The 19,038-nt window shown below is 68.7% G+C and carries 16 protein-coding genes and 1 pseudogene; 10 read left to right on the top strand and 7 right to left on the bottom strand.

Annotated features, from left to right (window positions below):
* Positions 1 to 286, bottom strand: a pseudogene (locus RJ03_RS17175) (hypothetical protein); the annotation flags it as partial.
* A gap of 197 nt (positions 287 to 483) precedes the next feature.
* On the opposite strand from RJ03_RS17175, the gene pyrH reads away from it, so the two are divergent.
* The 3 genes from pyrH (at position 484) to RJ03_RS17160 (ending at position 2,830) form a co-directional block, all read left to right on the top strand.
* Positions 484 to 1,218, top strand: a complete 735-nt coding sequence (pyrH, locus tag RJ03_RS17170) for a UMP kinase (protein WP_036503626.1) — start codon at positions 484 to 486, stop codon at positions 1,216 to 1,218.
* A gap of 63 nt (positions 1,219 to 1,281) precedes the next feature.
* The gene (gene frr / locus RJ03_RS17165) at positions 1,282 to 1,839 is read left to right on the top strand and encodes a ribosome recycling factor (RefSeq protein WP_036503637.1); all 558 of its coding nucleotides are present in this window, start codon (positions 1,282 to 1,284) and stop codon (positions 1,837 to 1,839) included.
* A gap of 103 nt (positions 1,840 to 1,942) precedes the next feature.
* On the top strand, positions 1,943 to 2,830 hold the full coding sequence (locus tag RJ03_RS17160; RefSeq protein ID WP_051024795.1) for a phosphatidate cytidylyltransferase: 888 nt from the start codon (positions 1,943 to 1,945) through the stop codon (positions 2,828 to 2,830).
* Positions 2,831 to 2,833: 3 nt separating this feature from the next.
* Here the strand turns inward: RJ03_RS17160 and RJ03_RS17155 are convergent, their stop codons facing one another.
* Complete coding sequence (locus RJ03_RS17155; protein WP_036503622.1) at positions 2,834 to 3,181, bottom strand: LapA family protein; 348 nt, start codon at positions 3,179 to 3,181, stop codon at positions 2,834 to 2,836.
* Between the two features lie 135 nt (positions 3,182 to 3,316).
* Here RJ03_RS17155 and rlmN point away from each other — a divergent pair, with 135 nt between their 5' ends.
* Positions 3,317 to 4,426, top strand: coding sequence for a dual-specificity RNA methyltransferase RlmN (rlmN, locus tag RJ03_RS17150; RefSeq protein ID WP_036503621.1), 1,110 nt, complete (start codon positions 3,317 to 3,319; stop codon positions 4,424 to 4,426).
* A gap of 64 nt (positions 4,427 to 4,490) precedes the next feature.
* Here the strand turns inward: rlmN and RJ03_RS17145 are convergent, their stop codons facing one another.
* From RJ03_RS17145 to aroF, 5 genes are all read right to left on the bottom strand, one after another.
* Positions 4,491 to 5,189 carry a DUF8020 domain-containing protein gene (locus RJ03_RS17145; protein WP_036503618.1) on the bottom strand — a complete coding sequence of 233 codons (699 nt, stop codon included), beginning with the start codon at positions 5,187 to 5,189 and terminating at the stop codon, positions 4,491 to 4,493.
* Positions 5,190 to 5,269: 80 nt separating this feature from the next.
* A complete protein-coding gene (gene asnB, locus RJ03_RS17140) occupies positions 5,270 to 7,093 on the bottom strand; it encodes an asparagine synthase (glutamine-hydrolyzing) (RefSeq protein WP_036503616.1) in 1,824 nt (607 codons plus the stop codon).
* A gap of 14 nt (positions 7,094 to 7,107) precedes the next feature.
* On the bottom strand, positions 7,108 to 8,547 hold the full coding sequence (locus tag RJ03_RS17135; protein WP_036503614.1) for a phenylacetate--CoA ligase family protein: 1,440 nt from the start codon (positions 8,545 to 8,547) through the stop codon (positions 7,108 to 7,110).
* Positions 8,548 to 8,558: 11 nt separating this feature from the next.
* The gene (locus tag RJ03_RS17130) at positions 8,559 to 10,187 is read right to left on the bottom strand and encodes an HAL/PAL/TAL family ammonia-lyase (protein WP_051024794.1); all 1,629 of its coding nucleotides are present in this window, start codon (positions 10,185 to 10,187) and stop codon (positions 8,559 to 8,561) included.
* Positions 10,184 to 11,239 (bottom strand): 3-deoxy-7-phosphoheptulonate synthase, encoded by a 1,056-nt coding sequence (gene aroF, locus RJ03_RS17125; RefSeq protein WP_051024793.1) that lies wholly within the window; start codon positions 11,237 to 11,239, stop codon positions 10,184 to 10,186. The genes RJ03_RS17130 and aroF overlap by 4 nt, the downstream gene beginning before the upstream one ends.
* Positions 11,240 to 11,677: 438 nt before the next feature.
* On the opposite strand from aroF, the gene RJ03_RS17120 reads away from it, so the two are divergent.
* From RJ03_RS17120 to RJ03_RS17095, 6 genes are all read left to right on the top strand, one after another.
* On the top strand, positions 11,678 to 13,285 hold the full coding sequence (locus RJ03_RS17120; protein ID WP_051024792.1) for an ABC transporter substrate-binding protein: 1,608 nt from the start codon (positions 11,678 to 11,680) through the stop codon (positions 13,283 to 13,285).
* A complete protein-coding gene (locus RJ03_RS17115) occupies positions 13,282 to 14,310 on the top strand; it encodes an ABC transporter permease (RefSeq protein ID WP_063820398.1) in 1,029 nt (342 codons plus the stop codon). Before RJ03_RS17120 ends, RJ03_RS17115 begins: the two co-directional genes overlap by 4 nt.
* Positions 14,307 to 15,164: an ABC transporter permease gene (locus tag RJ03_RS17110; RefSeq protein ID WP_036503610.1), complete on the top strand. Its 858-nt coding sequence runs from the start codon at positions 14,307 to 14,309 to the stop codon at positions 15,162 to 15,164. Before RJ03_RS17115 ends, RJ03_RS17110 begins: the two co-directional genes overlap by 4 nt.
* The gene (locus tag RJ03_RS17105) at positions 15,161 to 16,741 is read left to right on the top strand and encodes an ATP-binding cassette domain-containing protein (protein WP_036503607.1); all 1,581 of its coding nucleotides are present in this window, start codon (positions 15,161 to 15,163) and stop codon (positions 16,739 to 16,741) included. Before RJ03_RS17110 ends, RJ03_RS17105 begins: the two co-directional genes overlap by 4 nt.
* 133 nt (positions 16,742 to 16,874) lie before the next feature.
* Positions 16,875 to 17,747 (top strand): cyclase family protein, encoded by an 873-nt coding sequence (locus RJ03_RS17100; protein ID WP_051024791.1) that lies wholly within the window; start codon positions 16,875 to 16,877, stop codon positions 17,745 to 17,747.
* Between the two features lie 54 nt (positions 17,748 to 17,801).
* Positions 17,802 to 18,812 carry an SGNH/GDSL hydrolase family protein gene (locus RJ03_RS17095; protein ID WP_051024790.1) on the top strand — a complete coding sequence of 337 codons (1,011 nt, stop codon included), beginning with the start codon at positions 17,802 to 17,804 and terminating at the stop codon, positions 18,810 to 18,812.
* Positions 18,813 to 19,038 lie beyond the last annotated feature (226 nt).

The raw sequence follows: 19,038 nt of genomic DNA, 5'->3' as shown, positions 1-19,038 counted from the left end.
CGCTGCTGCCCGTGATGGCCCAGTTCGCCAGATACGGGATCGCCGGCAGCAGGCTGATGATCGGCGTGCCGCTGTCGACGCTGCCGAACGCGGCATCGGTACTGCCGGTGGGGATCGGGCCGGTGAAACCGGCCGGCGCCGCGGAACCGGCATGGGCCGGTGCCGCGCCGGCCTCCGGTGTCAGGGGAACGACCGCCGCCGTGGCGGGAGAGGCGACGGCGAGGGGTGCGGCGCAGAGCAGTGCCGCGGCGCAGAGAATGTGAGCCGTCCGTCGAGTGTTCTTCATGCGCCCGCACCTTATTTGAAACGACAACGTTTCGCAGTGGGATAGGGAATTGTCGCGTATTCGAGGGTCGGCTCACCGCCGCGACCGCTGGTGGTGCAGGATGGACGCAGCGTGTTACCGTCCCGCGCGAACAATCGCGCCCGGGAGGGTAATTTCCCGTGCGTGCGCTCGCTCGACTGCCGAGGACTAGGAGACCGATGACGGACCCGGATACGGCGCCCGACCGCAAGGGCTATCGCCGAGTACTCCTCAAATTGGGTGGGGAGATGTTCGGCGGCGGCGAGGTCGGGCTCGACCCGGATGTGGTCCAGACCGTAGCCGAGCAGATCGCCGAGGTCGTCTCGACCGGCGTGCAGGTGGCGGTGGTCATCGGTGGCGGCAACTTCTTCCGCGGCGCCGAACTCGAGGAGCGCGGCATGGAACGGGCCCGCTCCGATTACATGGGTATGCTCGGCACCGTGATGAACAGCCTTGCGCTGCAAGACTTTCTGCAGAAGCAGGGGGTCGACACCCGTGTGCAGACGGCCATCACCATGGGACAGGTCGCGGAGCCGTATCTGCCCCTGCGCGCGAAGCGGCATCTGGAGAAGGGCCGCGTGGTGATCTTCGGCGCCGGTATGGGCATGCCGTACTTCTCCACCGACACCACCGCCGCACAGCGCGCGCTCGAGATCGGCGCCGAGGTCGTGCTGATGGCCAAGGCCGTCGACGGCGTCTTCACCGCCGACCCCAAGGTCGAGGCGGAGGCGAGCATGTTCTCCGAGATCACTCACAAGGAAGTCCTCGAGCGCGGACTCAAGGTGGCCGATGCCACCGCGTTCAGTTTGTGTATGGACAACCAGATGCCGATGCTGGTGTTCAATTTGTTGATCAAGGGCAATATCGCCCGCGCGGTGGCCGGTGAGAAAATCGGCACACTGGTTCGGTCCTGAACCCTGCGGGGATCGGTCCTCGCGAATTCCGGGCCCCGAAACGATGCTGTGGAGGAAACGGTCGTGATTGATGAAGCGCTCTTCGACGCCGAGGAGAAGATGGAAAAGGCTGTCTCGGTGGCGAAGGACGACCTCGGAAGTATTCGGACCGGTCGCGCCAACCCGGGCATGTTCAACCGGGTCGTGGTCGAGTACTACGGCTCGCCGACGCCGATCACCCAGATGGCCAGCATCACCGTGCCCGAACCGCGCATGGTCGTCATCAAGCCCTACGAGCAGGGGCAGTTGCAGACGATCGAGACCGCGATCCGCAATTCGGATCTGGGCGTGAATCCGACCAACGACGGCACCATCATCCGCGTGGTGATCCCGCAGCTGACCGAGGAACGCCGCCGAGAACTGGTGAAGCAGGCGAAATCCAAGGGGGAGGACGCCAAGATCGCCATTCGTAATGTGCGGCGCAAGTCGATGGACGAGCTGAACCGCATCCAGAAGGACGGCGAGGCCGGCGAGGACGAGGTCGGTCGCGCCGAGAAAGAACTGGACAAGACCACCCAGAAGTACGTTGCCCAGATCGACGAGCTGGTCAAGCACAAGGAATCGGAACTGCTCGAGGTGTGAGACTCGGCCCGGCGCGACGATGCGGCACGGGCCCGGGGACGGAGTGGACGAATAAGTGAGCGACGGGACAATCGTGGCCGAAGAAGCCGCAGCCGGCGAGACGATGCCGGCGAGCGACCCGGCCGGTGCAACACCGGCTCCCGACACCCCCTCGGCGCAGCCGAGCGGTAAGCCCTCCCGCGCCGGTCGCAACTTACCGGCCGCGCTGGCGGTCGGTGTCGGCCTCGGCGCATCGCTGATCGCGATCCTGCTGTTCGTTCCGAAGGTTCTGATCGGAGTCATCGCGGTCGCGATGGCGATCGCCACCTGGGAGGTCGCCAAGCGGCTGCGCGAGGCCGACGTCCTGGTGCCGCGGGTGCCGCTCATCGTCGGCGGACAGGCGATGATCTGGCTGGCCTGGCCCTACGGCACCGAGGGCGTGGCGGGCGCCTTCGCGGCGACGGCGCTGGTGTGCATGGTGTGGCGGCTGTTCGACCACGGCTTGGCGGCCACGCCGCGAAACTTCCTGCGCGACACCGCGATCACGGTGTTCGTGGTGTCCTGGATCCCGCTGCTGGCCTCCTTCGCGGTGCTGATGTTGCAGCAGGACGACGGCAATCTCCGCGTGCTGACCTTCATGATCCTGGTGGTCTGCTCCGATGTCGGCGGTTACGTCGCCGGCGTGCTGTTCGGCCGCCATCCGATGGTGCCGGCCATCAGCCCGAAGAAATCGTGGGAGGGATTCGCCGGATCGCTGGTGTTCTGCATCATCGGCGGACTGCTCACGGTGACGCTGCTGCTGCAGGCCAACTCGATGATCGGCGTGCTGCTGGGCGTCGCGGTCGTGCTGGTGGCGACCTGCGGGGATCTGATCGAATCCCAGATCAAGCGCGAGCTGGGCATCAAGGACATGGGCACGTTGCTGCCCGGGCACGGCGGCATCATGGACCGCCTCGACTCGATGCTGCCCTCGGCGTTCGTCTCCTGGCTGGTGCTGACCGCTCTGCTCTGAGGCTCAGCGCCGCTTCGCCGCGCGCCGCAGCTGCATGATCCGCCAGCCGCCGGCCAGCGCCATCACCAGTGCTCCGGCGATCACCGACAGCAGCAGCGTGACGCCGAGCGGCAGGTTGAACTGCCAGAAGAACAGGTGGATCCGCACCTGATCGAGGTTCTGCAGGATGAAGATCAACAGCAGCACCCCGATGACCGCCGCCGCGACCAGAGCCACCCAGGTGTAGCCCGCGCGGGTCTTGAGCGCTCGGTTGCGGCGGACAGGTGCGGTCGAGGGCGGGGCGTCGACGCGCGGGGGGTCGGTGTGCGGGACCGGATCCGGTCCGTGGCTCGGTACTGCGTCGCTGGTCATATTTCGATCATTCCCGATCGCTATGGCGGATATGCGTATCTGCGGAATACCCGTTCCCTCGCGCCGTAACTGTGATCGGGTTATCCCTGCCCGCGGGCGGCGGGCCGGTACCGGCAATGCGACACTGGAAGGGTTATGACTACCTCCCTGCCGCTCGTTTTCGATGCTCCGCGCCGTGGAATGCCGCCGCGGCATCTCGCCGACCTCGATTCGGCCCAGCGGCGGCAGGCGGTGGAGGAACTGGGACTGCCGAAGTTCCGGGCCGATCAGATCGCCCGGCAGTACTACGGGCGGCTGCAGGCCGATCCGCGGCAGATGACCGATCTGCCCGAGCCGATGCGGGAGAAGATCGCCGACGCGTTGTTTCCGCCGCTGCTCAGCGAGGTGCGGCAGGTGGTGTGTGATGCGGGCACCACGCGCAAGACCCTGTGGCGCGCCGGTGACGGCACCCTGCTCGAGAGCGTGCTGATGCGCTACCCCGACCGCAACACGCTGTGCATCTCCAGTCAGGCCGGCTGCGGTATGGCCTGCCCGTTCTGCGCGACCGGGCAGGGCGGACTGAACCGCAACCTCTCCACCGCCGAGATCGTCGACCAGGTGCGCGCGGCCGCCGCGGCGCTGCGCGACGGCGAGGTGGCCGGCGGCGCCGGTCGGCTGTCGAACATCGTGTTCATGGGCATGGGGGAGCCGCTCGCCAACTACAAGCGCGTGGTGGCCGCGGTCCGGCGAATCACCTCACCCGCGCCGGACGGTCTGGGTATCTCGCAGCGCAATGTGGTCGTGTCGACGGTCGGTCTGGCCCCCGCGATCCGCAAACTGGCCGACGAGGGCCTGTCGGTGACGCTGGCCGTGTCCCTGCACACGCCGGACGACGAATTGCGGGATACGTTGGTGCCGGTCAACAATCGCTGGTCGGTCGCCGAAGTCCTCGACGCCGCACGGTATTACGCCGACAAGACCGGTCGCCGGGTCTCGGTCGAATATGCCCTGATCCGCGACATCAACGACCAGCCGTGGCGTGCCGACATGCTGGGCCGGAAGCTGCACAAAGCGCTGGGCGCCCGTGTGCACGTGAACCTGATCCCGTTGAATCCGACCCCGGGTAGTAAGTGGGACGCCTCACCGAAACCTGTTGAGCGGGAATTCGTTCGGCGGGTGGAGGCACAGGGTGTGCCGTGCACGGTACGCGATACCCGCGGGCAGGAAATCGCCGCGGCCTGCGGCCAGTTGGCCGCGGAGGGTTAGACACCGCTCGGCGAAATGGCCGTCGGGGCAGACCTCCGGCGATCCGGAAGCCCGCCCGCACCGCCTATCCCGCCGGTTTGGTGAACGGCTGGTTGATGGTCGTGAAGTATTGCGCCGCGGCCAGAATCGCCACCGGCGCCGTCACCAGCAGCTGACCGATCAGGGTGCCGAGGGCGCCGATCGCCACGATGCCGCCCACGCAGCCCACCACCGCCGCCGGAACGAACGGGCCGAACAGGCCGACGATCGTCGCGGAGGCGACGGTGGCTCCGGCGATGCCGCCGAGCAGGCAGCCGATCGCGCCGCCGCTGAGCCCGCCGATCAGGGTTCCGATCGTGGCGCCCGCACCGATCGTGCTGGTCAGGCGGGACCAGGCGGCCTGTTCGCGGTCATAGGGGGTCTTCCACGGCGCCTGATCCTCGTACGGCAGCGCGACGGGGCGGTAGGTCGCGTGCGCGAGGTCCAGTCGCGGTGTCAGGGTCGCGGTGTGGCCGGAGATGTCCGCGGCGATCGGGAAGACGAAATCGTCCACCCGGAAGGACAATTCGGTGCCCGCGAGCACGGTGCCGTCGGCCGCCTCGATCCTGAAGACGCCGGCCTCGTCGGTCAGCGAACCGCTGTCGGTGCGGATGATCGTCGACGTCGGGGTCGTGGTGGCGGTGTAGTTCACCGCCCCGGCCTCGGCCGGATCGGCGTGGGCGAGCGCGGGCGCCACACTCAGTGTGGTGGCCAGCAGTGCGCTCGCCGCGATCATTTTCCTCATCTTTTCCTTTCCTCTCCCGAAACCCGGTCCGCACCATCGGTTGTCGACGGGGGCCGGTGGTGGGTACGTGCCGGATGCGGCTACAGCCGCACCTCGACGCGGTAGTCGCGCAGCCAGGTGTTGAGCTGCAGGGCGCGGGGCAGCCAGGGCGGCGGAGTGAAGGTGCCGCTGTGCCAGCGATCGCCCTCGGCGAGTTCGGCGAGCGCGCCGGTGTTCAGCAGCGCCAGCGCGGGGGCGCTCGGGTCGGCCAGCATGGCTCGGGTGGCCTCGCGCACCGCGGCGAGATATTGCGGGCTCTGGCCGAACGGGAAACCGCTCTTGGGCCGCTTGGCGACCTGCGCCGGGAGCCAGGGCTCGGCCGCCGCGCGCAGGATCCCCTTCTCCTGGCCGCCGTGGCGCTTGAGCTCCCACGGCACATTCCAGAGGTATTCGACGAGCCGGTGATCGCAGAACGGCAGCCGGACCAGCAGGCCGGTGCGCATGCTCATCCGATCCTTGCGGTCGAGCAGGAACGGCAGGAAGCGGGTGAGTTCGAGATGAAAGACCTCCCGGATGCGCCGGTCCGGGCCTTCTTCACCATCGAGCGGGGCCAGTTCGGCGATGGCCTCGCGATGGCGATCCACCACCGCCGCGTCCAGGTCGAGATGGGCGCGCAGTTCGGGCGACAGCATCGCGTTGCGGTCGGTGTTGCCCGCGGCCCACGGGAAACTGCCGCTGGACGCGGCGGCCTCGGCGGCGAACCACGGATAACCGCCGAAGATGTCGTCGGCGCCTTCTCCGGACAACACCACGTCCGCGTATCGGCGGACCTCCCGGAACAGCAGGTAGAGCGAGACATCCAAATCACCGACGCCGGGAATGTCGCGCGCCCGCAGCGTTTCACCCATCTCGTCCAGCAGGGCGGGCGCGTCGAGGAGGACCTCGGTGTGGTCGGTGCCGACATGGTCCACCACCGCCCGCACGTACGGCGCGTCGCGGCTGACGTGCAGGGCGTCGGGCGTGAAATCGGTGTCGCTGCCGGCGAAGTCGACCGAATAGGTGGCCAGTTTCGCGTCGCCGCGCGCCCGCGCCGCCAAGGCGGTGATGACGCTGGAATCCAGACCGCCGGAGAGTAATCCGGCGGCCGTGCCGGTGCGGGTCTGCCGCTCGACGATATCGGTGAGCAGCTCGCGCAGCGTGGCGATCGTGGTGTCGACATCGTCGGTGTGCGGTGCGCTGACCGGCTGCCAGTACCGGTGGTGGTGCAGGCCGTTGTGATCGACGCGCAGGATCCAGCCCGGCCGCACCTCGCGCAGTCCGCGATAGACCGCGTCACCGGGACGCCGCATCGCCACCGTGAAGATGTCGATCAGTCCCTCGACATCCACCTGCGGCCGGAACAACTCGTTGGCCAGCAACGCTTTCGGCTCCGAGCCGAACAGCAGCCCGCCGGGGTGCTCGGCGTAGTAGAGCGGTTCGATGCCCAGCCGGTCGCGGGCCAGCAGCAGTTCACCGCGACGCACGTCCCACACGGCGAAGGCGAACATGCCGTCGAGGCGGCGCACCGCGTCGGCGCCCCACTCCAGGTAGGCGTGCAGCACCACCTCGGCGTCCGGGTCGGTCGCACCGGTGAAGGCGTGGCCCCGGGCGGTCAGTTCGTGGCGGAGTTCGGCGGTGTTGTAGATCTCGCCGGACAGCGTGAGCACCGCGATCGGCCGTCCGGCCTCGCCGGTGACGGCGGGCTGCCCGTTGTCGAGCAGATCGGCCACCGCGAGTACATTGCGGCCCAGCGCGATTCGCTGTTCCAGCCAGATGCCGCCGCCGTCCGGGCCGCGGTGGGCGAGTGCGTCGGACATGGCCCGGACCGTCGTGGTGTGCTCGCGCAGATCGCGGTCTCGGTCGAGCCAGCCGGTGATTGCGGACATGAGTCGTCGCCTCCTCAGGCACCGGGTGCGAGTTCGGCGATCGTCTGCCGCACCACGGCGTCGATCGGGGCGGGCAGCCGGTCCCAGTTCTTCTCGTCGTCGAGGTCGAGGACTCGCGAGAGCTTCCAGCCGAGGTACTGGCCGAGAGAGGCCAGCGGCGGCAGGACCGGCACCGGGCGAACGGTCACCTCCTCCCGGCCGAACAGCGCCCGCAACCGGCCGGCCAGCACGTCGGTCCACGGACCGGCGGGGTCGCCGTCGTAGGTGACCAGGAAGACGACCTGGCGGCCGCGTACGACGACCATGTAGTTGAAGACCGTCGCCGCGGGCAGCGGCTGTTCCCACACCGCCGCCTCGAGGTCGTTCTGCCGAATTCCGTTGCGGTCCAGGACCAGAAGATCCTGGGAACGTCCCTGGGTGAGCAGGACCGGGGTGCGGACCCCGCACGGGCACGGGGTCGCGTCGATCTCGACGAGATCGCCGGTGCGGTAGCGCAACAGCGGCCGGGCGGGCAGATCGAGCGTGGTCAGCACCAGTTCACCGCGATCGGAGCTGTTGCCGATGCGGCGAATCCCGTTGTCGTCGGCCAACTCCAGCAGGAAGCTCTGCGGTTGCAGGTGGAGCTGTCCCTGCTCACAGGTCACCGCGGGTGTTCCGGTCTCGGAGGAGCCGTAGGAGGACACGTACGATTGCGCGCCGGTCAGCCGTTCGAGGTGACGGCGGAAACTGGGGCCGGTCTGCTCGGCCATCAGCAGCAGCCGATCGAAGCGCGGGGCGGGCAGATCGTTGCGGTGGGCGAACTGCACCATTTCCAGCAGCCGCGACGGGGGGCCGACGAAGACGTTCGCGCCGAGCTGGTCGACCAGCCGCAGCACCCGGGTGTAGTCGCCGGTGATGTTGTCCACCCAGGGCCGCAGCGACATGACCTCGAGGTATTCCAGCGCCTTCTCGAACTGGTAGGCGGCCGGGGCGAACGGGGCGTTGATCAGAATCAGCGCGATATCCTTCGGCTGCAGCAGCCGGGCCCACATCTCGCCGATGTTGACGGTGTTTACCAGCAGATCGTCCAGCGCCTTCGGGGCGGCGGCGGGATCGCCGGTGGTGCCGGAGGATTCGTAGTAGTGCAGGAATTCGTTCAGCGGCCGGGTGAACGCCTCGGCCCCGAACCGGCCCAGTTCGCGCTTGCCGAGCAGCGGCAGCGACGGCAGGATCTCGGTGAGCACCCGCTCGTCGGAAATTGTTGTGCCCGCCTCGATCTCGGCGAGCAGATCGGCCGGCAGCCGGCCCTCGTACATGGGGGAGCCGGCGGCGGCCCGGACGGTTCGCAGCAGTTTCTCGGCGTGGACCCGGTCGAGGTCGGCGGTGCCGTCGAGAACCGAGCGAACCAGGCGGGTGTGGTCGTCGAGCAGGGCCTCGTTCTTCGCGCGCGTGCGCGCATCGCGTAACAGCAACATCGGTACGGCTCCTAACCGTGGGGAGTGAAAAGGGGATCGGCGACGCCGGCGGCGGCACGCACCGATCCGTCGGCGATCAGCCGGGCGACCCGCTCGATATCGCGGTCCATGCGGCGATCGCGGTCGGTGAAAGGGACGTGCGCGCGGATCAGTTCGTGGACCCGGCGCACCGCGGGCGCGGCCTGCGCGGCGCCGCGGATATCGATCGCCTGCGCGAGCGCGATGAGGTGGACGGCGGTGACCTGCCGCGTCAACTCGATGATGGTCCGCGCGTCGCGGGCGGCGATCGTGCCCATGCTGACCTTGTCCTGGTTGTGCGATTCGGTCGAGCGCGACAGCACGGTCGCCGGACCGCTGAGGCCGAGTGCCTCGGCGGTGACCGCGGACGCGGCGATCTGCATGCCTTTGAACCCGTGGTGCAGACCGGACTGCCGGTCGGACTCGGGCAGCGGCGCGACGAGATTGGCGGTCAGGCCCGCGTTGAACTTCTCGTCCACCACCAGGGCGAGCTGGCGGTCCAGTAGATCGGCGAGACTGGCCACGGCGACCTTCAGGCTGTCCATCGCCTGCCCGACGTGGCCGGCGTAGAAGTTGCCGCCGTGATGCAATTCGCCTGTCTCCCAAGCGAAGAGCGGATTGTCGGTGGAGGAGTTGATCTCGGTCTCCACCCACCTGCGGGTCCACTCGAGACTGTCGCGCAGTACGCCGTTGACGTGCGGTGCGCAGCGCACCGAGTACTTGTCCTGGATGCGGTGGTCCAGCAGCAGGAACCCGCGACCGTCCAGGGTGTCGCGGCGGACCAGGATCTCCTCGTAGCTGGTGGTGAGCTTGGAACCGTCGAGCAGTTCCCGGATCAGCGTGGCGCTGGCGCCCTGACCCGGATGGGGCTTGTTGGCGTGCACGAACGGATGGAAATGAGAAGCGTTGCCCAGCAGCGCTTCACAGGTCATCGCGGTGGCGACGTCGGCGGCGTAGGCCAATTCGGCCGCGTCGGTGAGCGCCAGCGCCGCGAAAGCCGCGGTGAACGAGGTGCCGTTGATCAGGGCCAGGCCCTCCTTCGGACCCAGCGCGACCGGTGCGATGCCCGCCTCGCGCAACGCGTCGAGCGCCGGCCGGGTCTCGCCGCGGTAGCGCACCTCGCCCTCACCGATCAGCGCCGCCGCGACGTAGCACAGCGGTACCAGATCGCCACTGGCGCCGAGTGATCCGCGTTCGGGGATCAGCGGCAGGATGTCCTCGTCGAGGTGCCGCAGCAACGTCGCCACCACTTCGGGGCGGATCGCGGACGGCCCGCGGGCGAGGCAGTTCGCCCGGATCAGCATGGTGGCACGGGCGACCTCCGGGGTCGCGATCGGACCGACGCCGTTGAGGTGGTACAGGATCAGGTTGCGCTGCAGCGCAGCCGCTTTCGACGGTGCGATCTGCCGGTTGACGCTGTCACCGAATCCGGTGGTGACGCCGTAGATCGGTATCCCGGTTTCCAGCAGTTCGTTCTTCAGCAGCACCGACTCCGACATCCCGGCCTGGGCCACCGGTGCGATGCTGACCGAGATCGGCGCGTCGCGGCGCGCCACCGCCGCCACGTCGGTGAGCTGTAAGCCGTTGCCGTCCAGGACCAGTTCGGTACTCGTGGTGGTCATGACAGTTCGGCCAGCAGCTCGGGGGTGGAGACGAATTCACGGCCGAGGGCGCTCACGAGCCCGCGAAGATCCGCGCTGAACCGGTCGAACTGCGCCAGATCGAGCGACTGGGCCCCGTCGGAGAGCGCCTCGTGCGGCCGCGGATGCACCTCGACGATCAGTCCGTCGGCGCCGGCGGCGAGGGCGGCGGCCGACATCGGCGGCACATATCGTGTCGCGCCGGTGCCGTGGCTCGGGTCGACCAGAATCGGCAGGTGGGACAGTTCCTTGACCACCGGAACGGCGTTGAGGTCCAACGTGAACCGGGTCGAGCGCTCGAACGTGCGGATTCCGCGCTCACAGAGGATGACGTTGTCGTTGCCGTGCGCCAGCAGATATTCCGCCGCGTTGAGCCACTCGTGCACGCTCGCCGACATGCCGCGCTTGAGCAGTACCGGCCGCCCCGTCAGCGCCAATTCGGTGAGCAGGCTGAAGTTCTGCATATTGCGCGCGCCGACCTGCAGGACGTCGGCGGCATCGCCGACGAGCTCGATATCGCGGGCGTCGAGGATTTCGGTGACGATCGGAAGTCCGGTCTGCGCCCGCGCCTCGCGCAGCAGCGGCAGCCCGATGTGGCCGAGGCCGTGGAAGCTGTAGGGGGAGGTGCGCGGTTTGAAGATGCCGACGCGCAGCATGGCCGCGCCGGCGGCCTTGACCCGATGGGCCGTTTCCAGCAGTACTTCCGGGGTTTCGGCCGAGCACGGCCCGGCGATGATCACCGGCCGGCCGTCGCCGACCGGTACCGAGCCGACGTGCACCACCGACCCCTCCGGCCGATGTGCCCGCGCCGCGAGCGGAAACGACGTCCCTTCCGGCAGTACGCGGGTCACATATTCGCTGCGGGTGAGTTCGGCCTCCAGGACGGGACCGGAGGCGCCCCACGCCACGATCAGGAAGCCGTCGCGGGTGCGCCGGGTGGTCGCGGCGGCGGGCAGTTGCCGGATCCGGGACAACAGGTCCTGCAACCGGTTTTCGTCGATATCGCCGCGGGTGTGCGCTACGTAGACGGTCATCGTGTCGGCCTCCTCGGGTCGCCGAACCCTGGGGCAGCAGCATTGGTGCGAGCCAGGCGGGAAGAAAACGATCGAATTGCGATCGCAAATCATTCTGTTTCGGCCGGGAATATCGGTCTTCCGGCCACGGCCCTATTGCGTTCGGGTCCAGTGGCGTGTTTTCCGGACATCGACCCGTACCGGAGACCGGGTTCGGTCCCCGGCTGTGGGCCGTCCCCGCATTTCTGTACTGGACTTTTGCCGGTCGAATTACCGCGCGCCCAGAGGTTAGCTTTTGTCAATGTTTGGAATCCGTCTTCGGCGAAAAGCTGTGTGCCGACCTGTCGTCGACTTCACTGAAATTCCCCGTAGCCCGTCCGATGCGCGCCCGGCGCGCCGACGAAAGAATGTGTGATGCAAAAAAAGAGTCGGTCGATTTCCGGATCGATCGCGGGAGTAATGGCGATAGTCGCGCTGGTCACAGCCTGTTCATCCGGCGGTTCCGGTGCGGATGACGAATCCGCCACGCCGGTTTCCGGCGGTACGCTGACCTACGCCTCCTATCGCGACGCGACCTGCATGGATCCGCATGTCAGTCCGGGCGACATCGTCGGAGAACTACAGCGCAACGTATTCGACTCGCTCGTCGCACAGAAATCCGACGGCACCTTCGCTCCGTGGCTGGCGAGCGCTTGGAAGATTTCCGCCGACGGTAAAGAATATGTGTTCACACTGCGCCCGGATGTTAAATTCTTCGACGGCACCCCGTTCGATGCCGCGGCGGTGAAGGCCAACTTCGAACACATTCTCGCGCCGGCCACGAAATCGCAGTACGCGGCGAGTCTGCTCGGGCCGTACGCCGGCACGGACATCGTCGACGACCACACCGTGCGAGTCCGCTTCACCCAGCCCTATTCGCCGTTCCTGCAGGCGGCCAGCACCGCCTACCTGGGGTTCTACTCACCGAAGGTGCTGGCCGAGCATCCGGACGAGCTGTGCGGAGGCGGCCGCTACGCGGTGGGGAGCGGACCGTTCCGGGAGCTGAGCGTGACCCACGGCCAGGGCATCGAATTCGAGCGGAATCCGGACTACGCCTGGCCGCCGGCGACCGCGCGGCACACCGGGCCGGCGTATCTGGACAAATTGTCGGTCCGGTATCTCACCGAGGACGCGGTGCGCACGGGTGCGCTGCGAGGTGGGCAGGTCGATGTGATCGCGGGTACGCCGCCAGCGGATTATCAAGCGCTGCAGCAGGATCCGGCGTACCGAATCGTTCGCGGTGATGCGCCGGGGGCGCCGTACACGTTCTTCTTCAATCAGTCGAAGGAGCCCTTCTCCGATATCCGGGCCCGGCAGGCGGTGAGCGCGGCGATCGATATCGACGGCATCGTCGACAGCATCTATCTGGGGGTCTACCCGCGTGCGTACGGACCGCTGTCCGCCTCGACTCCCGGCTACGACGCCTCGGTGGAGAAGCGGCCGGGGTACGACGTGGCGAAGGCCAACCGCCTTCTCGACGAACTGGGCTACACCGGGCGCGACGCCCAGGGCTATCGCACCAAGGACGGTCACCGGTTCGGCCTGGTATTGCCCTACGCCTCGAATCTGGTGCGGGAGTCCCGGGATCTGGTCACACAGGCGGTGCAGCAGGATCTGAAGAAGGTCGGCATCGAATTGCGGCTCACTCCCGTCGATTACGGGACCTACACCACGATCATCGCCGCCAACGGCTACGACCTGGTCGGCGCCAGCTGGGGCCGATCCGATGCCGACGTGCTCGCCACGCTGTACCAGTCGGACCGCTCGGTCGCCAAGGGGGGCGCCAACAACGGAAAGGTGGCCGACCCGCAACTGGACGCGCTGCTGCAGCAGGGCCGTGCCACCGCCGATCCCGCGCAGCGGGCCGCCGCCTACAAGCAGGCACAGCAGTTGATCCTCGACAAGGCGTACGCCCTGCCGATCTATGTCTTCACCGGCGTCTACACCGCGGCCGCCCGGGTGCACGGCTTCGGGCTGGATGCCAACGGCTGGAGCAACTTCTACGACACCTGGGTGGATCACTCGTGACCGGGCAGGTGGTTCGCATCCTCGTCCACCGGATCTGGACCGGTGCGCTGGTATTGCTGGGCGCGGTCACGCTGACCTTCTTCGCCCTGCGGCTGGCGCCGGGAAATCCGGTCGACACCCTGCTGGGCGCCCAGACCAGCGCGTCGCCGCGTGTCCGGGCGCAGATCGCCGCCGATCTGGGACTGGATCAGCCGGTGTGGCGGCAGTATCTGCACACCGTGCTGCGACCGCTCACCGGCGATCTCGGCCGTTCCTATCAGCTGCAGGAGGACGTGAAAAGCCTGCTGCTGAGCCAACTTCGGCCCACCGCGGAGCTGGCACTGTGCGCCCTGGTGCCCGCCGTCCTGGTGGCCGTGCTGGCGGCGACCTCGACGGCCGGCCGGGGACGGTTCGTGCGGGCGGCGGTGTCCGGCGCGGAACTGCTCGCGGTATCACTGCCGCCGTTCTGGCTGGGTCTGCTGCTGATCACCGCATTCGCCTTCCGTCTGCACATCTTCCCGGTCGCCGGTGACCACGGCGCGGCGAGTCTGGTGCTGCCGGCGCTGAGCCTGGCGGTGCCGATGGCGGGCGAATTGGGGCAGGTGCTGCGCGGGAATCTGGACCGGACCCTGGAACAGCCGTTCGTCGCGACACTGCGGGCGCGCGGGCTGTCCGAGCCCGGCCTGCGCGTCCGCCACGCGCTGCGCCACGGATCGCTGGCCACGGTCACCATGACCAGCTGGATGCTCGGCACGCTGTTCAGCGGGACCGTGCTGGTGGAGACGCTGTTCGCGCGGCCCGGCATCGGCCGGATCACCGTGAACGCGGTGACCACCAAGGACTTTCCGGTGGTGAGCGCGGTGGTGCTGCTGGCCGCGGTGCTGTTCGTGGTGATCAATCTGGTGGTGGATCTGCTGTATCTGGTCCTCGATCCGCGGCTGCGTGCGCCCCGGGCGCGTCCGGTGCGCGCGCCGGCCGTCGCGCCGGCGAGCGTCGCCGTTGCGGTCGTGGCCGATGCCGAACCCGTCGGAAAGGGGACGCCGTGAGCGGATGGTCCGAAGTCCTGCGAAAATATCCCGGGGCTCGACTGCGATCGGTGCCGTGGCCGGTGTGGATCGCCGCGGCCGTCTTCGTCTTCCTGGTCGTCGCCGCGCTGGCGCCGGATCTGGTGACCGGAGTGGATCCCACCGCGATGGCCCGCCGCCAGACCCTGCGGCCGCCCAGCGGAGAGCATCTGTTCGGCACCGACCAACTCGGTCGCGACGTCTTCGCCAGAACCGTGCACGCCACACGGATTTCGCTGGGTATCGGGGTGGCGGCGACGGCGATCGGATTCGGCCTGGGTGCGGTGATCGGACTGCTCGCCTCGGGCCCGTCGCGGCTGCTGGATGCGGTGCTGATGCGGCTGACCGACACCATGCTGGCCTTTCCCGGGATGCTGCTGGCCCTCGTGGTGATCGCGGTATCCGGGCCGGGAGCGCGCAATTCGGCCATCGCCATCGGGCTGGCCACCATCCCGTACTACGCCCGGCTGGTTCGGTCGCAGGCGCTCGAGGTACGCCACAGCGGATATGTGGAGGCCGCGCGCACCCTGGGACAGAGTCGATCGCGGATCGCGCTGCGCCACGTCCTGCCCAATGCGCTGACGACGCTGGTGGTGCTGGCGACGCTCGGCGTGGGCACCGCGATCGTGGCGGGTGCGGGCCTGAGTTTTCTCGGCCTGGGCGTGATCCCGCCGACGCCCGAATGGGGCTCGATGCTGTCGGAGGGACGCAATCTCGTCGGCCGGGCCTGGTGGATCGGGGTGTTCCCCGGATTGTTCGTGGTCGCCTCGGTCGTCTCGATCACGGTGCTGAGCCGGTACTGGCAGCGCCTGGCGGAAGGAAGGACCGCGCGATGACAGTACTCGAATTCGAGGATCTCACCGTCTCTTTCGGCGAGACCGAAGTCGTCCACGGCATCTCGCTGCGGGTGCGGGCGGGTGAATGCGTGGCCGTGGTGGGTGAATCCGGTTCCGGCAAAAGCGTTTCCGCGCGCGCTCTGATCGGGCTCACTCAGCGCGACGGCCGCGTGCGAGCGGCACGGCTGCGCATCGGCGACCACGACGCGCGCGGGTGGTCGCAGCGGCGCTGGCGGACCGTGCGGGGCAGCACCGTCGGCTATGTCACCCAGAACGCACTGGCGTCGTTGGATCCGTTGCGGAGGGTCGGGCAGGAGCTGGGCGAGGCATTGCGGGTGCACCGCAGCGTCCCCGCCGCCTCGATTCCCGACCGTGCGCTGGAGCTGCTGCGACGGGTGGGAGTACCCGATCCGGTCAACCGGTTGCGGCAGTATCCGCACGAGCTTTCGGGGGGCCTGCGCCAGCGGGTACTGATCGCGAGTGCCCTTGCGGCGCAACCACGGTTTCTCATCGCCGACGAACCGACCACCGCCTTGGACGCGACCGTCCAGCGCCAGATCCTCACGCTGCTGCGCGACATCCGCGACGCCGGCACCGGTGTGCTGCTGATCAGCCACGACCTGGCGGTGGTCGCGGAGGTGGCGGATCGGATCGTGTTGATGCGTGACGGCCGGATCGTCGAGGAGGGCACGACGGCCGAAATACTCGGCCGCCCCGAACACGAGTACACCAAACTGCTGCTGGCGGCGGTGCCCTCGGCGCACACCCGGGGCGCGCGGCTCTCACCGGTCGAATTCGATCTCGCCGCGCAGTTGCCCGCCCGGGCGGCGGTGACGACGACGGAACCGCTCGTGCGGCTGGCGGGCGCGCACCGCCGTTTCGGTAAGCCCGACGGCGGGGTCACCGTCGCGCTCGACGGGGTCGATTCGGTGGTCGCGCCCGGCCGGGTGGTCGGTGTGGTGGGTGAATCCGGTTCGGGCAAGAGCACTTTCGCGCGGGTGCTGCTGGGGCTGGAGCGGCTCGACGCCGGTTCCCTGACGGTCGCTCCCGGCACCAGTGTCCAGGCGGTCTTCCAGGATGCGCTCGGATCGTTCGATCCGCGGTTCACGGTGCGCCGGGTACTGGCCGAGGCCCTGGAGGCGGGCCGGGTACCGCGCGCCGCCCGCGACGGCCACGCCCGCCGGCTCCTGGCCGCGGTGGGATTGTCCGAGACGGTGCTGGCTCGTCGTCCGCTGGAACTGTCCGGTGGCCAGCAGCAGCGGGTCGCGATCGCACGGGCACTGGCCCCCGGCCCGGATGTGATCGTCTGCGACGAACCGGTGTCGGCGCTGGATGTGTCGGTGCAGGCCCAGATCCTGGATCTGTTGCTGCGGGTGCGCACCGAACTCGGTGTGGCACTGGTGTTCATCTCCCACGACCTCGGTGTCGTCCACCACGTCAGCGACGAGATCCTGGTCATGCGGTCGGGACGGGTGGTCGAATCCGGCCCAGCCGACGAACTGTTCGCCGACCCGCGTGACCCGTACACGCGCGAACTGCTCGCCGCGGTGCCGACGCTCCCGGTGGCGCGGGACTGAGCCGTGCCTCGAAAGCCGTGGCGGGCCGCGCGATCCCGGGCCGCGGACCGGGGCTTGGTTCCGGACCACGGGCCGAAGACGCGGCCCCGGCGCGCCAGCACACTGGGGGCACCGTCGCGAAAGGAGATCGTCTGTGTGTGCTCCGGAACTGATCGACAGTGTGGCGTCGCCGTGCGGCCTGGTCGCCGCCCCGCCCCGGCCGGCTCGCCGGGGATTCATGAAGACGCTGGCCACAGGTCTGGTGGTGGGCGCGGCAGGGGCCGTCACGGCGGGTGCGTCGCCGGTGCAGGCGGCGGCCGGGCGCGGTCGCGGATTCGGCCGGGTCGTCGATCTGACCCATACCGTGACCCCGGACTTTCCGGTGTGGACACAGGTGAGCAAACCGCCGCAGTTGATTCCGGTGTCTCGGATGGCGCAGAACCGATACAACGGCGACGAGATCGTGACCTACGAACATGTCGGCACCCATGTCGACGCACCCCTGCATTTCAGCGACGGGGGTCTGTCGGTGGACCGGATTCCCGCCGATCAGCTGGTGGCGCCGCTCGCGGTGCTGCGGATCGCCGATCGGGCGGCGCGGGATCCGTCCGCGGCGGTGACCGTGGCCGACATCCGGGCCTGGGAGGCCGCGCACGGCCCGCTGCCCGACGGCGCCTTCGTGGCGATGGATTCGGGGTGGTCGCAGCGCATTTCGGTGCCCGGCGCCTATCTCAACTACGACGAGCGGCGCAATGTGTATCGCTGGCCGGGGTTCAGTGCCGAGGCCGCGGATTTCCTGATCCGGCAACGCCGGGTGGTCGGTATCGGTGTCGATTCCACCGGTCTGGACCGGGGTAGCGATCATGCGGTTCCGGTGCATCGCAGCTGGTTGCCGGCGGGGCGCTACGGCGTCGAATCGCTCGCCGACCTGGATCAGGTGCCCGACGCGGGCGCGACGCTGATCGTGGGTGCGCCCAAGCACGGCGGCGGAACCGGCGGTCCCGCACGGGTTTTCGCGCTGTTCTGATCGGGCCCGCCCCGCTACTGGACATTTCTTCATGATTTCGACGACAATCGAAATGTGACCGATGATCTGGTGAACTGGGACGGCGTGGTCGCGGTGAGCGACGCGGGGCGGTGGCGGCAGCCGTGGCGGTTGCCTCCGGACCGTCTGGCGGCCGCGTTCTCTCCGGAACTGGCCGAACACGCGGCCGTGGCGACGGGGGTGCGGCTGGGACTGGTGACCGATGCGGCCGAGGTGACGCTGCCCGTGCACTCCACCCCGATCTGGCAGCCTCGGCCCCGATTCGTCGACGTCTTCGTCGACGGGCGGCTCACCCAGCGTGTGCCGGTGGGCTCGGGTGCCGAGGATGTGGTTGTCGCGTTGCCCGGCACGCGTTCCCGGGTGGAGCTGTGGTTGCCGCACCGCGGCGCCGTGACGCGGGTCGGAGCCCCGTCGGCGTCGGCCGGCGCGACCGTGGAGCCGTGGGAATCCGACGGTCCGCGCTGGATCACCTACGGCAGCTCCCTCACCCAGTGCCTGATCACCGAGGCGCCCAGCGACACCTGGCCGGCCCGGATCGCGCGAACCCACGGCTGGCGCATGCTGAATCTGGGGTTCGCCGCCCAGGCCTATCTGGACCCGTTCGTCGCCCGCGCCATCGCCGCCCGGCCCGCGGACCTGATCTCGGTGGAACTGGGGCCGAACCTCTACATCCGCGGACCGTTCACCACCCGGTCCCTGGGCGGGCTCGCGGCCGGATTCCTGGAGACGATCCGCGCGGCGCATCCGGATGTTCCGGTGGTCGCGTTCTCGCCGCCGGTGTGGGTGCAGCGCGAGAACGAACCGAATCCGCACGGCCTCACGCTGCGCGACGTCCGGGCGCTGGTCGAGGACGTGGTCGCGGTCCTGCAGCGGCTGGGGGACGACAATTTGCATCTCGTCTCCGGCGCGGAACTGTTCGGGGCCGGCGATGCCGCGCTCACTGTCGACGGCCTGCATCCGGATGCCGCGGGCGACGCGCTGATCGCCGAGCGCTTCGGACCGCGGCTCGCCGCGGCGCTGGCGGCCGCGGCACCGGTCCGGTCCTGACGCGGACCGGCCCGAGGGCGGGCCGGCGAACCGGTCCGTTGCCCGAAGACGACCGGATCACCCTTTTCGACACTTGATGGGCCGTCGTTTCCTTCGCCCGTCAGGAGGGTGCTCCGTGACCGACACATCGCAACCGACCAAGGTTCCCCGCCTGCCGACACTGACCGGAATGCGTTTCGCCGCAGCGCTTCTCGTGTTCTGCACGCACGTATCCCTGGAGGGGTTC

Source organism: Nocardia aobensis NBRC 100429 (assembly GCF_000308375.1).
In the GTDB taxonomy this organism is placed as follows: Bacteria; Actinomycetota; Actinomycetes; order Mycobacteriales; family Mycobacteriaceae; genus Nocardia; species Nocardia aobensis.
The sequence above is the reverse complement of the archived record's forward strand: the minus strand, read 5'-3'. Positions and strand labels throughout refer to the sequence as shown.